Origin of the sequence: Nocardia sp. NPDC058058, assembly GCF_042885355.1 — a bacterium.
Classification (GTDB): Bacteria; Actinomycetota; Actinomycetes; order Mycobacteriales; family Mycobacteriaceae; genus Nocardia.
In genome coordinates, this window is sequence record NZ_JBHVSA010000001.1 from 2,175,488 (window position 1) to 2,188,623 (window position 13,136).

General features: G+C 66.7%; 11 protein-coding genes. 6 read left to right on the forward strand and 5 right to left on the reverse strand.

Translation table 11 applies throughout. The features are described from left to right. Positions 1 to 143 precede the first annotated feature (143 nt). A complete protein-coding gene (locus tag ACFVUS_RS10005; RefSeq protein WP_387763350.1) occupies positions 144 to 1,742 on the forward strand; it encodes an ABC transporter substrate-binding protein in 1,599 nt (532 codons plus the stop codon). Between the two features lie 151 nt (positions 1,743 to 1,893). On the opposite strand, the gene ACFVUS_RS10010 is transcribed toward ACFVUS_RS10005, so the two are convergent. Beyond that, positions 1,894 to 2,766, reverse strand: coding sequence for a hypothetical protein (locus tag ACFVUS_RS10010; RefSeq protein ID WP_387763353.1), 873 nt, complete (start codon positions 2,764 to 2,766; stop codon positions 1,894 to 1,896). A 299-nt stretch (positions 2,767 to 3,065) separates the two neighbouring features. Between ACFVUS_RS10010 and ACFVUS_RS10015 the strand changes: the two genes are divergently transcribed. Next, positions 3,066 to 4,304 carry an MFS transporter gene (locus tag ACFVUS_RS10015; RefSeq protein ID WP_387763355.1) on the forward strand — a complete coding sequence of 413 codons (1,239 nt, stop codon included), beginning with the start codon at positions 3,066 to 3,068 and terminating at the stop codon, positions 4,302 to 4,304. Then, entirely contained in the window at positions 4,301 to 4,840 is a 540-nt protein-coding gene (locus ACFVUS_RS10020) for a GNAT family N-acetyltransferase (RefSeq protein WP_387763358.1), read from the forward strand. Before ACFVUS_RS10015 ends, ACFVUS_RS10020 begins: the two co-directional genes overlap by 4 nt. A gap of 66 nt (positions 4,841 to 4,906) precedes the next feature. Here the strand turns inward: ACFVUS_RS10020 and ACFVUS_RS10025 are convergent, their stop codons facing one another. Both ACFVUS_RS10025 and ACFVUS_RS10030 read right to left on the reverse strand, forming a co-directional pair. Continuing rightward, the gene (locus ACFVUS_RS10025) at positions 4,907 to 6,706 is read right to left on the reverse strand and encodes an ABC-F family ATP-binding cassette domain-containing protein (protein ID WP_387763361.1); all 1,800 of its coding nucleotides are present in this window, start codon (positions 6,704 to 6,706) and stop codon (positions 4,907 to 4,909) included. A 183-nt stretch (positions 6,707 to 6,889) separates the two neighbouring features. Next, positions 6,890 to 7,555, reverse strand: coding sequence for a TetR/AcrR family transcriptional regulator (locus ACFVUS_RS10030; RefSeq protein WP_387763364.1), 666 nt, complete (start codon positions 7,553 to 7,555; stop codon positions 6,890 to 6,892). Positions 7,556 to 7,715: 160 nt separating this feature from the next. On the opposite strand from ACFVUS_RS10030, the gene ACFVUS_RS10035 reads away from it, so the two are divergent. Beyond that, entirely contained in the window at positions 7,716 to 8,666 is a 951-nt protein-coding gene (locus tag ACFVUS_RS10035) for an oxygenase MpaB family protein (RefSeq protein WP_387763367.1), read from the forward strand. Between the two features lie 107 nt (positions 8,667 to 8,773). On the opposite strand, the gene ACFVUS_RS10040 is transcribed toward ACFVUS_RS10035, so the two are convergent. Both ACFVUS_RS10040 and zapE read right to left on the reverse strand, forming a co-directional pair. Beyond that, positions 8,774 to 9,601: a tyrosine-protein phosphatase gene (locus tag ACFVUS_RS10040; protein ID WP_387763370.1), complete on the reverse strand. Its 828-nt coding sequence runs from the start codon at positions 9,599 to 9,601 to the stop codon at positions 8,774 to 8,776. A 54-nt stretch (positions 9,602 to 9,655) separates the two neighbouring features. Next, positions 9,656 to 10,681 (reverse strand): cell division protein ZapE, encoded by a 1,026-nt coding sequence (gene zapE / locus ACFVUS_RS10045; RefSeq protein ID WP_375953979.1) that lies wholly within the window; start codon positions 10,679 to 10,681, stop codon positions 9,656 to 9,658. A gap of 35 nt (positions 10,682 to 10,716) precedes the next feature. Between zapE and ACFVUS_RS10050 the strand changes: the two genes are divergently transcribed. Next, positions 10,717 to 11,487 (forward strand): pyrimidine reductase family protein, encoded by a 771-nt coding sequence (locus ACFVUS_RS10050; RefSeq protein ID WP_387765473.1) that lies wholly within the window; start codon positions 10,717 to 10,719, stop codon positions 11,485 to 11,487. Between the two features lie 36 nt (positions 11,488 to 11,523). After that, on the forward strand, positions 11,524 to 13,086 hold the full coding sequence (locus tag ACFVUS_RS10055) for an alpha/beta hydrolase (RefSeq protein WP_387763374.1): 1,563 nt from the start codon (positions 11,524 to 11,526) through the stop codon (positions 13,084 to 13,086). Positions 13,087 to 13,136 lie beyond the last annotated feature (50 nt).

Sequence of the window (13,136 nt, forward strand, 5' to 3'; positions counted from 1 at the left end):
CGTCATCCCGGCATGTTTTTGGCCGGGATCCACACCCACCGCGCCACACCGGTTTCATGGATTCCGGCCAAAAGCACGCCGGAATGACGGGGGTCGGTCGCTACGATCCAGATCTGCCGGAAACGCTGGAATCGGGAGACAACATGAAATGGTCCAGGCTCACCGCGCTCTGTTTCGCGGCCGTATTGGCCGCGAGTCCCGCATTGACGGGCTGCTCCTCCGGTGGCGGCGACGATGACGGCTACGTCACCGTCAATGCCGGAGAACCGCAGAATCCGCTGCTTCCGGCCAATACCAATGAGAATCAGGGCGGGCGCGTCGTCGACCGGCTGTTCGCCGGGTTGAAGTACTACGACGTGGACGGCAAGTCATACAACGAAATGGCGCAGTCGATCGACTCACCGGATCGGCAGCACTACACGATCACGCTGAAACCGGATTGGACCTTCACCGACGGCACCCCGGTGACCGCGAAATCATTCGTCGACGCGTGGAACTACGGCGCGCTGGGCAGCAATGCGCAATTGAGCAGCTGGGTGTTCTCCCCCATCGTCGGATACACCGATGTGTCGGTCGATCCGCCCAAGGCGCAGACCATGTCCGGGCTCAAAGTGGTCGACAATCGCACGTTCACAGTGGATCTCACCCAGCCCTCGATGGATTTCGAACTCTCGCTGGGCTTTTCACCGTTCTATCCGATGCCCGACGCGGCATACAAGGATATGAAGGCGTTCGGGGAGCATCCGATCGGGAACGGGCCGTACCAGTTCACCAGCTGGGACCACAATGTCAAGATCGTGATGCAGGCCAATCCCGGCTATCACGGCGGACGGCCCGCCAAGAACAAGGGCCTGCGGTTCATGATGTACCAGAGCTTCGACACCGCCTACGCGGATCTGCTCGCCGGGAATCTCGATGTGCTCGACACCGTGCCCGCCAGTGCGCTCGCCACCTACAAGAAGGATCTCGGCGAACGGGCCATCGATCATCCGACCGCACAGAACCTGCATGTCGGATTCCCCAAGGACCTGCCGCATTTCGGCGGGGCCGAGGGTGTGCTGCGACGCAAGGCCATCTCGATGGCGATCAATCGAGAACAGATCTGCGCCAACATCTTCCACGGGGCGCGACTGCCCGCCCGGGATTTCACCGCCTCCACGCTGCCGGGCTTCCGCGGCGATCTTCCCGGGGTGCAGTGGCTGAGCTACAACCCCGATGAGGCCAAGAAGCTGTGGGCGCAGGCCGATACGATGTCGCCGTGGTCCGGGGATCTACAGATCGCGTACAACTCCGACGGTGATCATCAGGCGGTCATCGAGGCGATCGCGAACAGCGTGAAGAACACCCTCGGCATCGACGCCGGGCCCGCGCCGTATCCGACGTTCAAGAATCTGCGCGATGAGATCACGCACCGCAGTCTGAACAAGGCCTTCCGATACGCCTGGCAGGGCGACTACCCATCCATGTTCGAATTCCTGACCTCGCAGTACCTCACCGGGTCCGAGACCAACGACATCGATTACGCCAACCCGGAATTCGACCGGCTGCTGAACGCGGCGCTGGCCGCGCCTACCCCGGATCAGGGATACGCGCTACTGGCGCAGGCGCAAACCCTGCTGCTGGCCGATATGGCGGACGTTCCAGTGCTGGAGTACAACGCCGCCTCGGCGCGCTCGGACAGGGTGCAGGCGAAGGTCACCTGGGCCGGACTGTTCGACTACGAGAACATCGAGAAGAACTAGCGCGGCGGGAGATGTCTTGGGGGGCAAGCTCCCCCGTCATCCCGGCGCGTATTTGGCCGGGATCCACACGGTCAACGGCACGTACCTGCCGGTGTGGATCCCGGCCAAAAGCATGCCGGGATGACGGGGGTGGATGACGGGGTGACAGCGATCAGATCATCAGCATGCCGGCGGCGATGAAGGTGACGATGATCAGCAGGGCGAACCAGGAGATCAACTGCCAGTGCATGATCGCGGCCTTCTGACCGGCAACCGTGATGCGCAGGGTGGCGTCCACACGGCTGTGATCGGCGATGCGGCGGCGGGCCTGGGCGAGATCGTCGGCCTGCTGCTGGGAGCCGGCCTCGGTGCGCTCCAGGCGCTGGGTCAGGCGCACCAGCTGCTTGGTCTTGTCGCGGGTGGCCTTGCGGGCCAGGGCGAGCGCGGTGCGCTGATTCTGGAGTTCCTGGCGCTGCCGTGCGATGACGGCCGCCTGTGTCCGAGTGTGACGTTCCCAATCGGTCACCGTGGCCCAGCCTCCCATATGCTCGTCGCGGAAGCCGTAGGCGAGCTCCTCCGCGACCCATCCTGTGATGAATTCCCGCAGCTCACAGGCGGATTGACTGGGCGAAACCACACCACCGGGGCCGCCGGAGAGCATACCGCCCAGCACCTTGTAGTCGCAGGCCGCGGGCGCGAAATCATCGATGCCGAGCGCGGGCAGCTGCGCGGTCCAGAAACCCGGCGGGGTGATCCACAGCACTTCATTGCAGCCGCCGGACTTCAGCGCCGCGGTCTGCTGCCGCGCCCGCGCCAACTCCGGTGCGGCACTGTGTACTTCGATGGCGCAGACGCGATCTCCTATGCGCCACAGCAGATCCGGCGTCAGACCGCCGATCGCCACGTCGACCTGCGCCTCATCCGCGCCCGCCGACAACAGGCGCGCGCGTAGCCAGAATTTGAACCGCTGGGTATCCCAGCGGCAGTCCGGACAACCCGGCTCCCGGCAGCGCTCCCCCGGGGCGTGCCCACGCGAATCCGCCACCGCTGATGTCTGATTCGGTTCCGCATCGACGAGGGCCACCGATTGCCCGCGCGGAACTCCAACACGCCTCGTGCTCACACGATCACCGCCCCAGCCACTTCTTCCATGAGCCGTTCCAGAGGTACCCGGAAACCTACCGGCCCACGCCGTACCCTCCAGAGTGCAGCAGCCGAGCGCCCCCCAGGCACGAAAGCGGCAAGATTCGTTATCCAACCGCGAGCACGACGTGATGAAGTGCCGCGCGGATTGTTATGGGCGCCCGGGATGCCGGACTCGATTGCCGCCGCTACTCTTTCGGGATGCTCGAGACCACGAACCCGCTGCTACGCGCGGCGCGCGCCGCGAATTCGGTGGCGTTCGCGCTACAGGGATTCTTCCTCGCGGTCGTGCTGACCGTACTTCCGCAGCAGCGCGACAAGTTCGGATTGACCGATACCTTGATCGTCGCGGCTGTGGCGATGATCTCCGTACTGGCGGGCGGGGGCAGCATCACCGCCGAGAAGATCGCACTGCGCTGGTCCAGCCGCACCGCACTGCGCATCGGCCTGCTGCTGATCGCCACGTCCGGTGTGGGAGTCGCGTTCTCGCCGAACAAGTTCGTACTGCTCGGGGCGCTCGCGGTCTACGGCATCGCCGTCGGCATCGTGGACGCGGGCACGAATATGCAGGCGGTATTCATTCAGCACGGCTATGGGCGATTCGTACTGTCCTCGTTCTACGCGGCCTGGAGTGGCGGCTCGATCATCGGCGCGCTGTTCGTATCGGCGTTCAAGGCGCTGAATGTGCCGCTGTGGGCGAGCATTCTGACCGCGTCCGCGGTGGTGCTGGCGGGTGTGCTGGCCGCCGGGCCGCGACTGCTCGGCACCGACCAGGCAGAGACCGGACCCGCCGAGCCCGAGCCCGCCGGATCGGTGCCGACCCGCATCTTCCTGATCTTCGGAGTGGTGCTCGCGCTGGCCTTCGCCATCGACTTCGCGGTCGGCAACTGGTCGGCGCTGTTCCTCACCGATGTGCTGCACTCGTCCTCCGCGACGGCCCCGCTGGCGCTGGCCGCCTATCAGGGCGCGTCACTGCTCGGACGGCTCACCGGCGATGTGCTGGTGCGGCGATTCGGGCCGCGCGCGGTGGTGCGGGCCGCCTCGGGGGTGGGTGCGGTCGGTCTGATCGTGGTGGTCGGCGCGCCGCATCCGGCGGTCGCCATCATCGGATTCCTCATTGCCGGAATCGGATTGCCGCTCATCGCGCCGCTGTGCTTCTCCGAGGCCGGACAGCTCACCAGCGGGCGCGGACTGGACGCGTTGATCGCGCGGCTCAATCTGTTCAACTACGCGGGCACCCTGGTCGGCGGCGTGGTGGTCGGGGCCATTTCGGCGGCGGCGAACCTGCGCGCCGGGTTCGTGGTGCCGCTGCTGTTCGCGTTCGTGCTGATCGGATTCGCGCAGGTGTTCCACACCCGGACCGGCGGTACCGGAGGCGCTGTGCCGGCCGCGGGAGCCGATGCGCGAGCCGATGCGGGGCATGCTTCACTGGACAAGTGAGCAACTCCCCAGTCACCATCGATCGGGCCGATTCCGGGGATGCGGCGGCACTGAGTGAAGTGGCCGCCGCGACGTTCCCACTGGCCTGTCCGCCGGGGTCCACGCCGGCCGATATCGCCGCCTTCATCGCCGAGGTGCTGTCGCCGGAACGGTTCGGCGAATACCTCAACGATCCGGCGCGCACCGTGCTCAAGGCCGTCGCAGCCGGGCAGATCGTCGGATACAGCCTGCTGCACACCGCCGAACCCGCCAATCCGGACGTGGCGGCGGTGATCAATCTGCGGCCGGTGACCGAACTCTCCAAGATGTACGTGCTGCCCGGACACCACGGCAACGGGGTGTCCGGAGGCCTGATGTCCACCGCCCTCGAAGCCGCGCTGCACGAAGGCAGCGCGGCGGTGTGGCTGGGCGTCAATCAGGAGAACGTGCGGGCGCAGCGGTTCTACAGCAAACACGGATTCCGCATCGCGGGCACCAAAACCTTTCTGGTCGGATCGCAGCTGCACAGCGATTACGTCATGCAGCACGAGTTCTGAGCGGAACAGGGCAGGCGATCAACCGGCCACGAGTGCCGGGCCCGAACACGAGCCCCCGGAACTCACTCACCCGGCCATAAGCGCTGGGGTCCGCGCGTCCATTTCCAGACGCGACCCACGGAAACGGGAACGCATTCGCCGGTCGTGTGTGACCAGCACTACCGCGCCCGGGAAGCCGTCCAGGGCCTGCTCCAGATCCTCGACCAGGGCCGGGGACAGATGGTTGGTCGGCTCGTCCAGGAGCAGCAGATCGGCGGGATCGGTTACCAGCCTTGCCAATTCGATGCGGCGACGCTGACCGTAGGACAGCTCACCCACCCGCAGGCGCAGATCCGCCGGACGGAACAGGCCGAGCGAGAGCAGCTCATCGGCATGCTCGTCCGGATAGCCGATCCGACCCGAAGCGAAGGCTTCGAGCACCGTTTCGGTTGCCGCCCAAGGTGATTCCTCCTGTCGCAAATGCCCGACGCGACCGCGCACGGTCACCTCACCGCTGTCCGGAACTAGTTCCCCGGCCAGCACCCGCAGCAGCGTGGTCTTGCCGACCCCGTTCGGTCCGGTTATCAGTAGCCGTTCACCTGCCCCGATGCGCAAAGTATCGAGGCACACGCGGCCGTTGACTACGAGGTCGGCCAGCTCCGCGACCAGGGAGCCCTCCCCCGCCACGCCCTGCGGCTCCCCCGACTTCCCGGTGTGCGGCACCTCCGTCATCCCGGCGTGGGTTTGGCCGGGATCCACTCCCGCCGTGTGGATTCCGGCCAAAAGCACGCCGGAATGACGAAGGGGTTCGCTGTTCGGACTAGGGAGTGAGCCTTCTTGACGAAGGGGTTCGCTGGAATGACGAGGGGTGGCGTGGAAGCGGAGCGGGTCCGCCGGTGGCGCAACCGGATTGGTGGTCAAGCGGGCCACCCTTTCCTTGGCGTTGCGGATGCGGGATTGGGCTCCGTGGCCGCGGCTGCGGGTGCGGAAGGGGCCCGCGGCGAAGACCGCGAGGGGGAGTTTGCGCGGGATGGCTTCCAGGCGGGCCACATTCGACTCCGCGAGGCGGGCGCCTCGGGTTAGTTCGGCTTGCCAGGCGTCGTATTCCTGCTGTTGGCGTTGGCGGGCGGCGGCTTTGGCGGTCAGGTAGCCCGCGTAGCCGTTGCCGTGCCGGGAGACGCGGCCCGCTTCGACCTCCAGCACCGTGGAGGTGATGCGTTCGAGGAAGACTCGGTCGTGGGTGACCGCCACCACCGTGCCGCGGTGGGCGCGCAGTTGCCGTTCGAGCCATTCGACGGCCGCGTCGTCGAGGTCGTTGGTGGGCTCGTCGAGCAGGAGCAGTTCCGGGGAGGACGCGAGGGTGCCCGCCAGGGCGAGGCGGCGGCGTTCACCACCGGAAAGCGTGCCCAGCAGGCGATTTCGATCCAGGCCGGGTAGGCCGAGACCGTGCAGTGCGGCTTCCACCCGCTGTTCGGCCTGGTATCCGCCACGTGCTTCGAAGCGGAGTACCAGGTCGTCGTAGACGGCCAGGCGCTTGCCCAGTGCTCCCGGTGCGATGAGCGCCTGTTCGGCCTGTCGCATCCGGGCCTCGAGTTCGCGGAGGTCGGTGAGCGCCAGGTCGATGGCATCGGCGACGGTGGCGGTCGGCCCCAGATCCAGGGTTTGCGCCAAATAGCCTGTGCCGCCGGGTGATTGCACGATGACGTCGCCGTTGTCCGGCAGTTCGCGACCGGCGATCAGGCGCAGCAGCGTGGATTTTCCGGAGCCGTTGTCGCCGACCACGCCGACCTTGTCACCCGGGCGGATGGACAGGGTGACGCGGTCGAGCACGGTGCGGTCGTCGTATCGTTTGGTGACTTCTACGAGGGTGAGTTGCGCGGTACGCATGGGTATCCCCTGTTCTCGGCAGCTGCCGGATCGCTCGGAACACGCACGAAAGACACACCCCGACAGGGGCGTTACGTGCGGGTGGTGATTCGCGGCGGAGCGAAGCTCAACGCGGCGAGGCGATTACACGAAGAAGAAGAAATGCATGAGGGTTAGGAACCTAACGGAGCGGCGCGGGGGCCGTCAAGACTTTTCTTCGGAAGCGGGCGCACCACCGCTGAGCAGGAACACGATCGAGCGCACGAAACCCTCGATCCGCTCGCGCGGGTACTCCCCCGGATCGCGCACCGCCATCCCGCCGAGCATTTCCGCGACCGTCAGCAGCGAATTGGTCAGCAGCCCCGAATCGATTGCGGCCCAGCGCGAATCCAGGGCAGCACCCATGCGCACCAGCGCCTCGGCCTGATCGAAGATACCGGTGCGGGAACTGCGCAGCGCGGCGCGATACTCCTCGGGCGCGGTACCGGGACTGGCCAGGATCAACCGCCAGCGGGTGGGATGGGAGAGCACCACCCCGACGAACGCCTCGACCGTCTTGGACGCGATATCCACCGGATCACCGCCGAGCAGATCGGTGGGCAGGGTGGTCACCACCTGATCCAGGGCGCGTTCGCGTTCGCGGTCCAGCAGTGCCTCGACCAATTCGGCGCGGGTCTTGAACACGGTGTACAGCACCGGTTTTCCCACACCCGCCGCGAGTGCGACCGCCTCCATGCTGAGTTCGTGCAGTTCGACCCGGGACAGCACCTCGTAGGCCGCGTCCAGCAGCTGTGCGCGCCGCTCTTCCGGCGGCAAGCGCGGGGCATAGCGGCGTTTGGGCCGTTCGGCCGCCGCGCGTGTTGTCGTCACTGCCTTCTCCACCTCATCGGCTTCATCATGTCAGCCGTCCGGAGGATTGTGGGAACCCTCCCCGGCCGAATCTTACGCGACCGTTGTATTCGATGGGAACAATTGCTACGGTTGCGTTGTATTCACCGTCGAGGCGGGCAGCGCACCAAGGAGACAACCGATGGGCTTCGATCCGACCACCCTTCGCCGGGACGACTACGGGTTCTTCGGACCCGACTCCCCCAGCTGGAAGATCTGGACCGCGCCGACCGCGGTGATCGGCTTCCAGCGCGCGGTCGTCCTCGAACACTTCGACCCGTTCCTGACCGCGGCCGTCGCCGACTCGCAGGGCATCTACAGCAACCCGCGCCAGCGCCTCGACCACACCTTCTCGTACTTCCTGCTCGCGGCCATCGCCGACGGGCGCACCGCCATCCAGGCCTCGGAACACCTCATGCAGGTGCACGCGCCGATGACCGGCATCGAACCCATCACCGGACAGCGGTACGCGGCCAACAGCCCCGAAACGCAGCTGTGGATTCACATCACCGGCTGGCATTCGGTGCTCAAGGCGTACGAGGTCTACGGGCCCGGCAAGCTCAGCCCCGAGGACGAACTGCGGTACTGGGAGGAATGCGCCATCGCGGCCGAACTCCAGACCTGCAAGCCCGAGGACGTACCGCGCAATCGCGATGAGGTGCGCGCGTACTTCGAGCAGGTGAAGCCGCGACTGTGCACCTCGGTGCGCGCCGAAGAGGGTATGCATCATCTGCTGCGCACCTCACCGCGCAATGGCGCGGGCATCACCTACGCGCTGGGCAGCATCGTGCTCTCGCTCACCACCTCGGCGCTCACGCCCATGTGGATGCGAAAGCTGGGGCGCTACAACGTACCTCGCATCGTCGACCCGCTGGTGAAGATCCCGGCCAAGCTGGTGGTGTGGGCCTTCACACTGTTCGGATCGTTCGGGCTGATCAAGGCCGCGCCGTTCATCGCGCCGATGGCGGGGCAGATCCTGAAGCAGCACCTGTCCAAAGAGCTGCCGACCACGCTGGAGACGATCACCCCGGCGCAGGCTCGGGAGCGATACAGCTTGCGGGGCAAGCGGACTCAGGTCGCCGAGGCCAGCTGACGGCCCGCTCGTCATCCCGGCGCGTTTTTGGCCGGGATCCACACGGTCGGTACATCAACCGAGGGTGTGGATCCCGGCCAAAAGCATGCCGGGATGACGGGGTGTTGTCAGGCGAGCAGTTTCGCCTTCAGCGCGGCAATGTCGCTGTCGGACAGCTTCAATCCGTCGCGGACATAGTTGTCGAAGCTGCCGTAGCTCTGATTCGCCTGATCGAAGGCCGAATTCAGGGCGGCGGCGTTGACGCCGTTGAGCGCGTCGGTGTCCGAGGCGCCGCGGTAGTAGTTCGACAGCAGGTAGTCGTAGGTGACGGTGTCACGGTCGACGCCCAGAATCGTCAGCAGCACAGCCGAAGTCCAGCCGGTGCGATCCTTGCCCGCGGTGCAGTGGAAGAGCACCGCACCCGGGTTGTTCGCGATATCACGGAGCACATCGGCGAAGCCCTCGTTCGCGCCCGGGGCGGTGATGAAGGCGCGGTACAGATCCGTGCCCGCCATCAGGGTGGACATCATGACCTGCGGCGGGGCCTGGCCGATGATGTCGTTGTGGTACTCGGTCGCCCCGGCGGGCACCTTGTCCACGCCCATGAGCTGCTGTTCCATCGTGGTGCGCAGATCGTGCACGGACTTCACATTGCGCGATGCCAGCACGGCCAGATCGGAATCGGTGGCCTTGGTCAGCTCACCGGTGCGGTACACCAGGCCGGTGCGCACGGTGTGGCCGTCCGCGGTGCGGTAGCCGCCCGCGTCACGAGCGTTCACCACGCCCTGCAAATTGAGCGAGCGGTCGGCGGTGTTCACCAGCACGTTGTCGGTGGAGGCGGGCGGCTGCACGGCGACGGCGGCGGGCTGATCGGCGAAGGCCACCGCCGGGAGCGAGCCGAAGGACAGCGCGGAGGCCAGCACCAGCGAAGCGCCGAGCACGCGGGGTCGAATCATGTAGAACTTCCCTTTCTCGAGTGCCCGGCGAAACCTGAACAGCCAGGCGGCAATCTAGGAGGCGGTCGCGGGAGCCTCGAATCGCGACAGCGCCAGCAGGCGCGAGATGGCGCGCAGATACTTCTTGCGGTAGCCGCCATCGAGCATTTCCTGCGAGAAAATCTGATCCAGCTTGGCCCCGGACACGGTGACCGGAGTGCCCGCGTCGTAGAGCCGGTCGGCCAGCACCACGATGCGCAGCGCGACCGCCTGATCGGTGACCGTGTGCACGCCGGAGATGTACACCGCGGACACACCGGAGATGAGCGCGTTGTACTTCGAGGGATGCAGCGTACTGAGATGCTTCAGCAGCGCGTCGAAGTCGTCCAGGGTGGATCCCGGTGTGTGGGAAGCCTTTTCGGCCAGCAGCTCGGGAGCGGTCGGCTCCGGGGCGGGCGGCAGATCGCGGTGCCGGTAGTCCGGGCCGTCGACGCGAATGGGCTCGAACAGCGAACCCAGCTTCTTGATCTCGCGCAGGAAGTCCTGCGCGGCGAACCGGCCCTCACCCAGCTGACCCGGCAGCGTATTCGAGGTGGCCACGATGGACACCCCGCGCGCGGTCAACTCGGCCAGCAGCCGGGACACCAGCATGGTGTCGCCCGGATCGTCGAGCTCGAATTCGTCGATGCACAGCACGCTGTTCGCGGCGAGCCGTTCGACGGTGTTGTTGAAGCCGAGCGCACCGACGAGATTGGTCACCTCACCGAAGGTGCCGAACGACTTCGGGCCGGGCACGCTGTGGAAGATCGAGGCCAGCAGGTGGGTCTTGCCGACGCCGAAGCCACCGTCCAGGTACAGGCCGATGCCGGAGACCGGCTTCTTCTTACCGAACAAGGGCTTCTTCGCATTGGCCTTGTGCAGCTTGGTGACCTGATCGGCGAATAGCTCGGCCTTCAGCACCGCGGCAGCCTGCGACGGCTCCTTCGGATCCGGGATGTAGCTGGCGAAGCTCACCTCGTCGAAGGTCGGCGGGGGAACCATCTGCGCCACGAGCTGGTCTGCCGGAACCTCCGGATGGCGATCGACAAGGCGTTGTTGCACCGCCATAGCGTAGTTACGTGGTGGAATCGGTTCTCATGCAGCGTATGCCCAATGCGATCCAGCTCACAGAACTCAACTTCGACGATCTGCTGGCGCTGTACGCGTACCCCGCCGGACCTGCGGAACCCTGGATCCGGGTGAATTTCGTGAGCAGCCTGGACGGCGCGGTCAGCGTGGACGGGCGCTCCGGTGGACTCGGCACGCCCGCGGACAAGAAGGTGTTCCGGATCCTGCGCGACCTCGCCGATGTGGTGGTCGTCGGGGCGGGCACCGCGCGGGCCGAGAATTACGGGGCGGCACACACGGATTCGCGCCTGCGCACCCGGCTGCACCATCACGGATTCGGGGGCGATCCCAACGGTGCCCCACCGCGCATCGCGGTCGTCACCGCCACGGCCACGCTGGATCCGGCCGGTCGGCTCTTCACCGATACCGGAGCGCGGCCGATCATCCTGACGACCGCCGCCGCACCCGAGGACCGCAAACGCGCGCTGCGCGACGCGGGCGGCGAAGTGATCGAAGCCGGGGACACCAGTGTCACCGCGACCGGACTCCGCGACGCGCTGGAAAGACTTCATATGCGACGCGTGCTGTGCGAGGGCGGACCCGCGCTCTTCGGTGATCTCATCGTCGCCCAGGCCGTCGACGAACTGTGCCTGACACTGTCTCCCATGCTGGTCGCGGGGACGGAACGACGAATCTCGATGTCCCCCAATGCCATGCCCACACCCATGACATGCCGCCATCTCATCTTCGACGAGGACGGCACGATCTTGACCCGCTGGACGCGCACGCACACCCTGTAGCTGAAACCGGCCGCGAGACCTGGCAGGCTGTACCGCATGCGCTGGACTCGGGCCGCTCTGCTGGCGTCGACACTTTCGATCCTGGTGACCACCGGCTGTGCCGCCGGGCCTTCGGATCGGCCCGCCGTTGCCGTGGAACGACCGCATCAGGGCATCAGCGAACCCACGACCGCGCCCACCGATAGTGCGCCGCCGCCACCGGAAGTACCGAAAACCGATCTGGCGTGGCACGACTGCACGGTGCCGACATTCAATCTGCTGTCGCTGGGCGCACCGCCCACCGGGCTGATCCTGGAATGCGCGGAGTACTCGACACAGGTCGATATCGCCGGGGCCGTGGGCGGCAACTTCCGCAACGCGGCCATGCGGGCGCGCTACGACCGCACGCCCAAGGACGTCGCACCGCTGGTGCTGACCTCCGGATCGGATCGGTCCTCCACCGCCACGCTCGCCTCGCTCGCGGCCGGGCCGTCCGGATCGCTGCTGGCCGCGCGGCCCATCGTGGCGGTCGATCGGCGCGGTATCGGCAGTTCGCAGCCGGTCAGCTGTCTCACCAACGATATTCGCCGCACCATCGCCGATCAGGCCCAATTCACCCACGGCACAGCCGATCCCGTGGACGCGGTCGCCAAGGCCAGCCAGGACGCCACCATCGCGTGCCTGGACTTCCTCTCACCCGCGCAGGGCACGTTCGACGCCGCGCACGCCGCGGACGATATCGAACAGCTGCGCAAGCAGTGGCAGGTCGACCACATCGCGGTAATGGGCACGGGCAGCGGCGCGACGGTCGCCATGAGCTACGCGCGCAAGTACGGCGACCACCTCGGGCGGCTGGTGCTCGATTCGCCGCAGGCGGTCGGGCTGGACGCCATCGGGCGGGCCGAACAGCGGGTGCGCGGGGCCGAGGCGGCACTGACCGCGTTCGCGGGCAAATGCGCTGCGCTGAAGTGTTCGCTGGGCGGTGATCCGCGCGCCGCCATCACCACGCTGGTGAACCGGGCGGGCAACGGCGAATTCGGCGATCTGTCCGCGGCCGCGCTCGTCACCACGCTCAACGGGTTCCTCGGTGATCCGCGCAATCAGGGGAATCCGCAGGTCACCGAATTCGCCGACGCGCTTTCGGCTTTGGGACGCGGCGACCGCGGGCCGATCACACCGCTGGTGCAGCGGCAGACCACGGCCATCGCCAATGACGGCGAATATGTGAACCGGTGCAGTGACAATCACGAACCCGCCACCCCGGTACGCGCCAAAGACCTTGCCACCCAATGGGGTGCGAAGTATCAGGTGTTCGGCAAGGTCGCGGCCATCGACCTGATGGCCTGCACCGCCTGGCCCGCACCCGCGGTCACGGCGCTGCCGGAGAAGTTCAGCATGCCGGTGCTGGTGCTCGGCGGCGAAGCCGATCCGGTCGCCGGCGTCGACAGCCGTCCGTCGGTCACCGGTGCGCTCGGCGCGGCCGGGGCGCGCACCGCGACCGTGGTCTGGCAGGGCTGGGGACACCCCACCTTCGCGCACTCGGGCTGCGCCCAGCAGACCGTGACGGACTACCTCAAAGACGCCAAACTGCCCCAGGACGGGACCGCCTGCCCGGCATAGTGCACAGCGGCAGCCCGCCTGACACCCGGATCGGAGCGCATCGGCACCCA

Excerpts from the sequence above, each read along its gene's own strand:
- ACFVUS_RS10005 (WP_387763350.1), top strand. The coding sequence starts at position 144 with ATGAAATGGTCCAGGCTCACCGCGCTCTGTTTCGCGGCCGTATTGGCC.
- ACFVUS_RS10015 (WP_387763355.1), top strand. The coding sequence starts at position 3,066 with ATGCTCGAGACCACGAACCCGCTGCTACGCGCGGCGCGCGCCGCGAAT.
- ACFVUS_RS10025 (WP_387763361.1), bottom strand. The coding sequence starts at position 6,706 with ATGCGTACCGCGCAACTCACCCTCGTAGAAGTCACCAAACGATACGAC.
- ACFVUS_RS10035 (WP_387763367.1), top strand. The coding sequence starts at position 7,716 with ATGGGCTTCGATCCGACCACCCTTCGCCGGGACGACTACGGGTTCTTC.
- ACFVUS_RS10040 (WP_387763370.1), bottom strand. The coding sequence starts at position 9,601 with ATGATTCGACCCCGCGTGCTCGGCGCTTCGCTGGTGCTGGCCTCCGCG.
- ACFVUS_RS10050 (WP_387765473.1), top strand. The coding sequence starts at position 10,717 with ATGCAGCGTATGCCCAATGCGATCCAGCTCACAGAACTCAACTTCGAC.
- ACFVUS_RS10055 (WP_387763374.1), top strand. The coding sequence starts at position 11,524 with ATGCGCTGGACTCGGGCCGCTCTGCTGGCGTCGACACTTTCGATCCTG.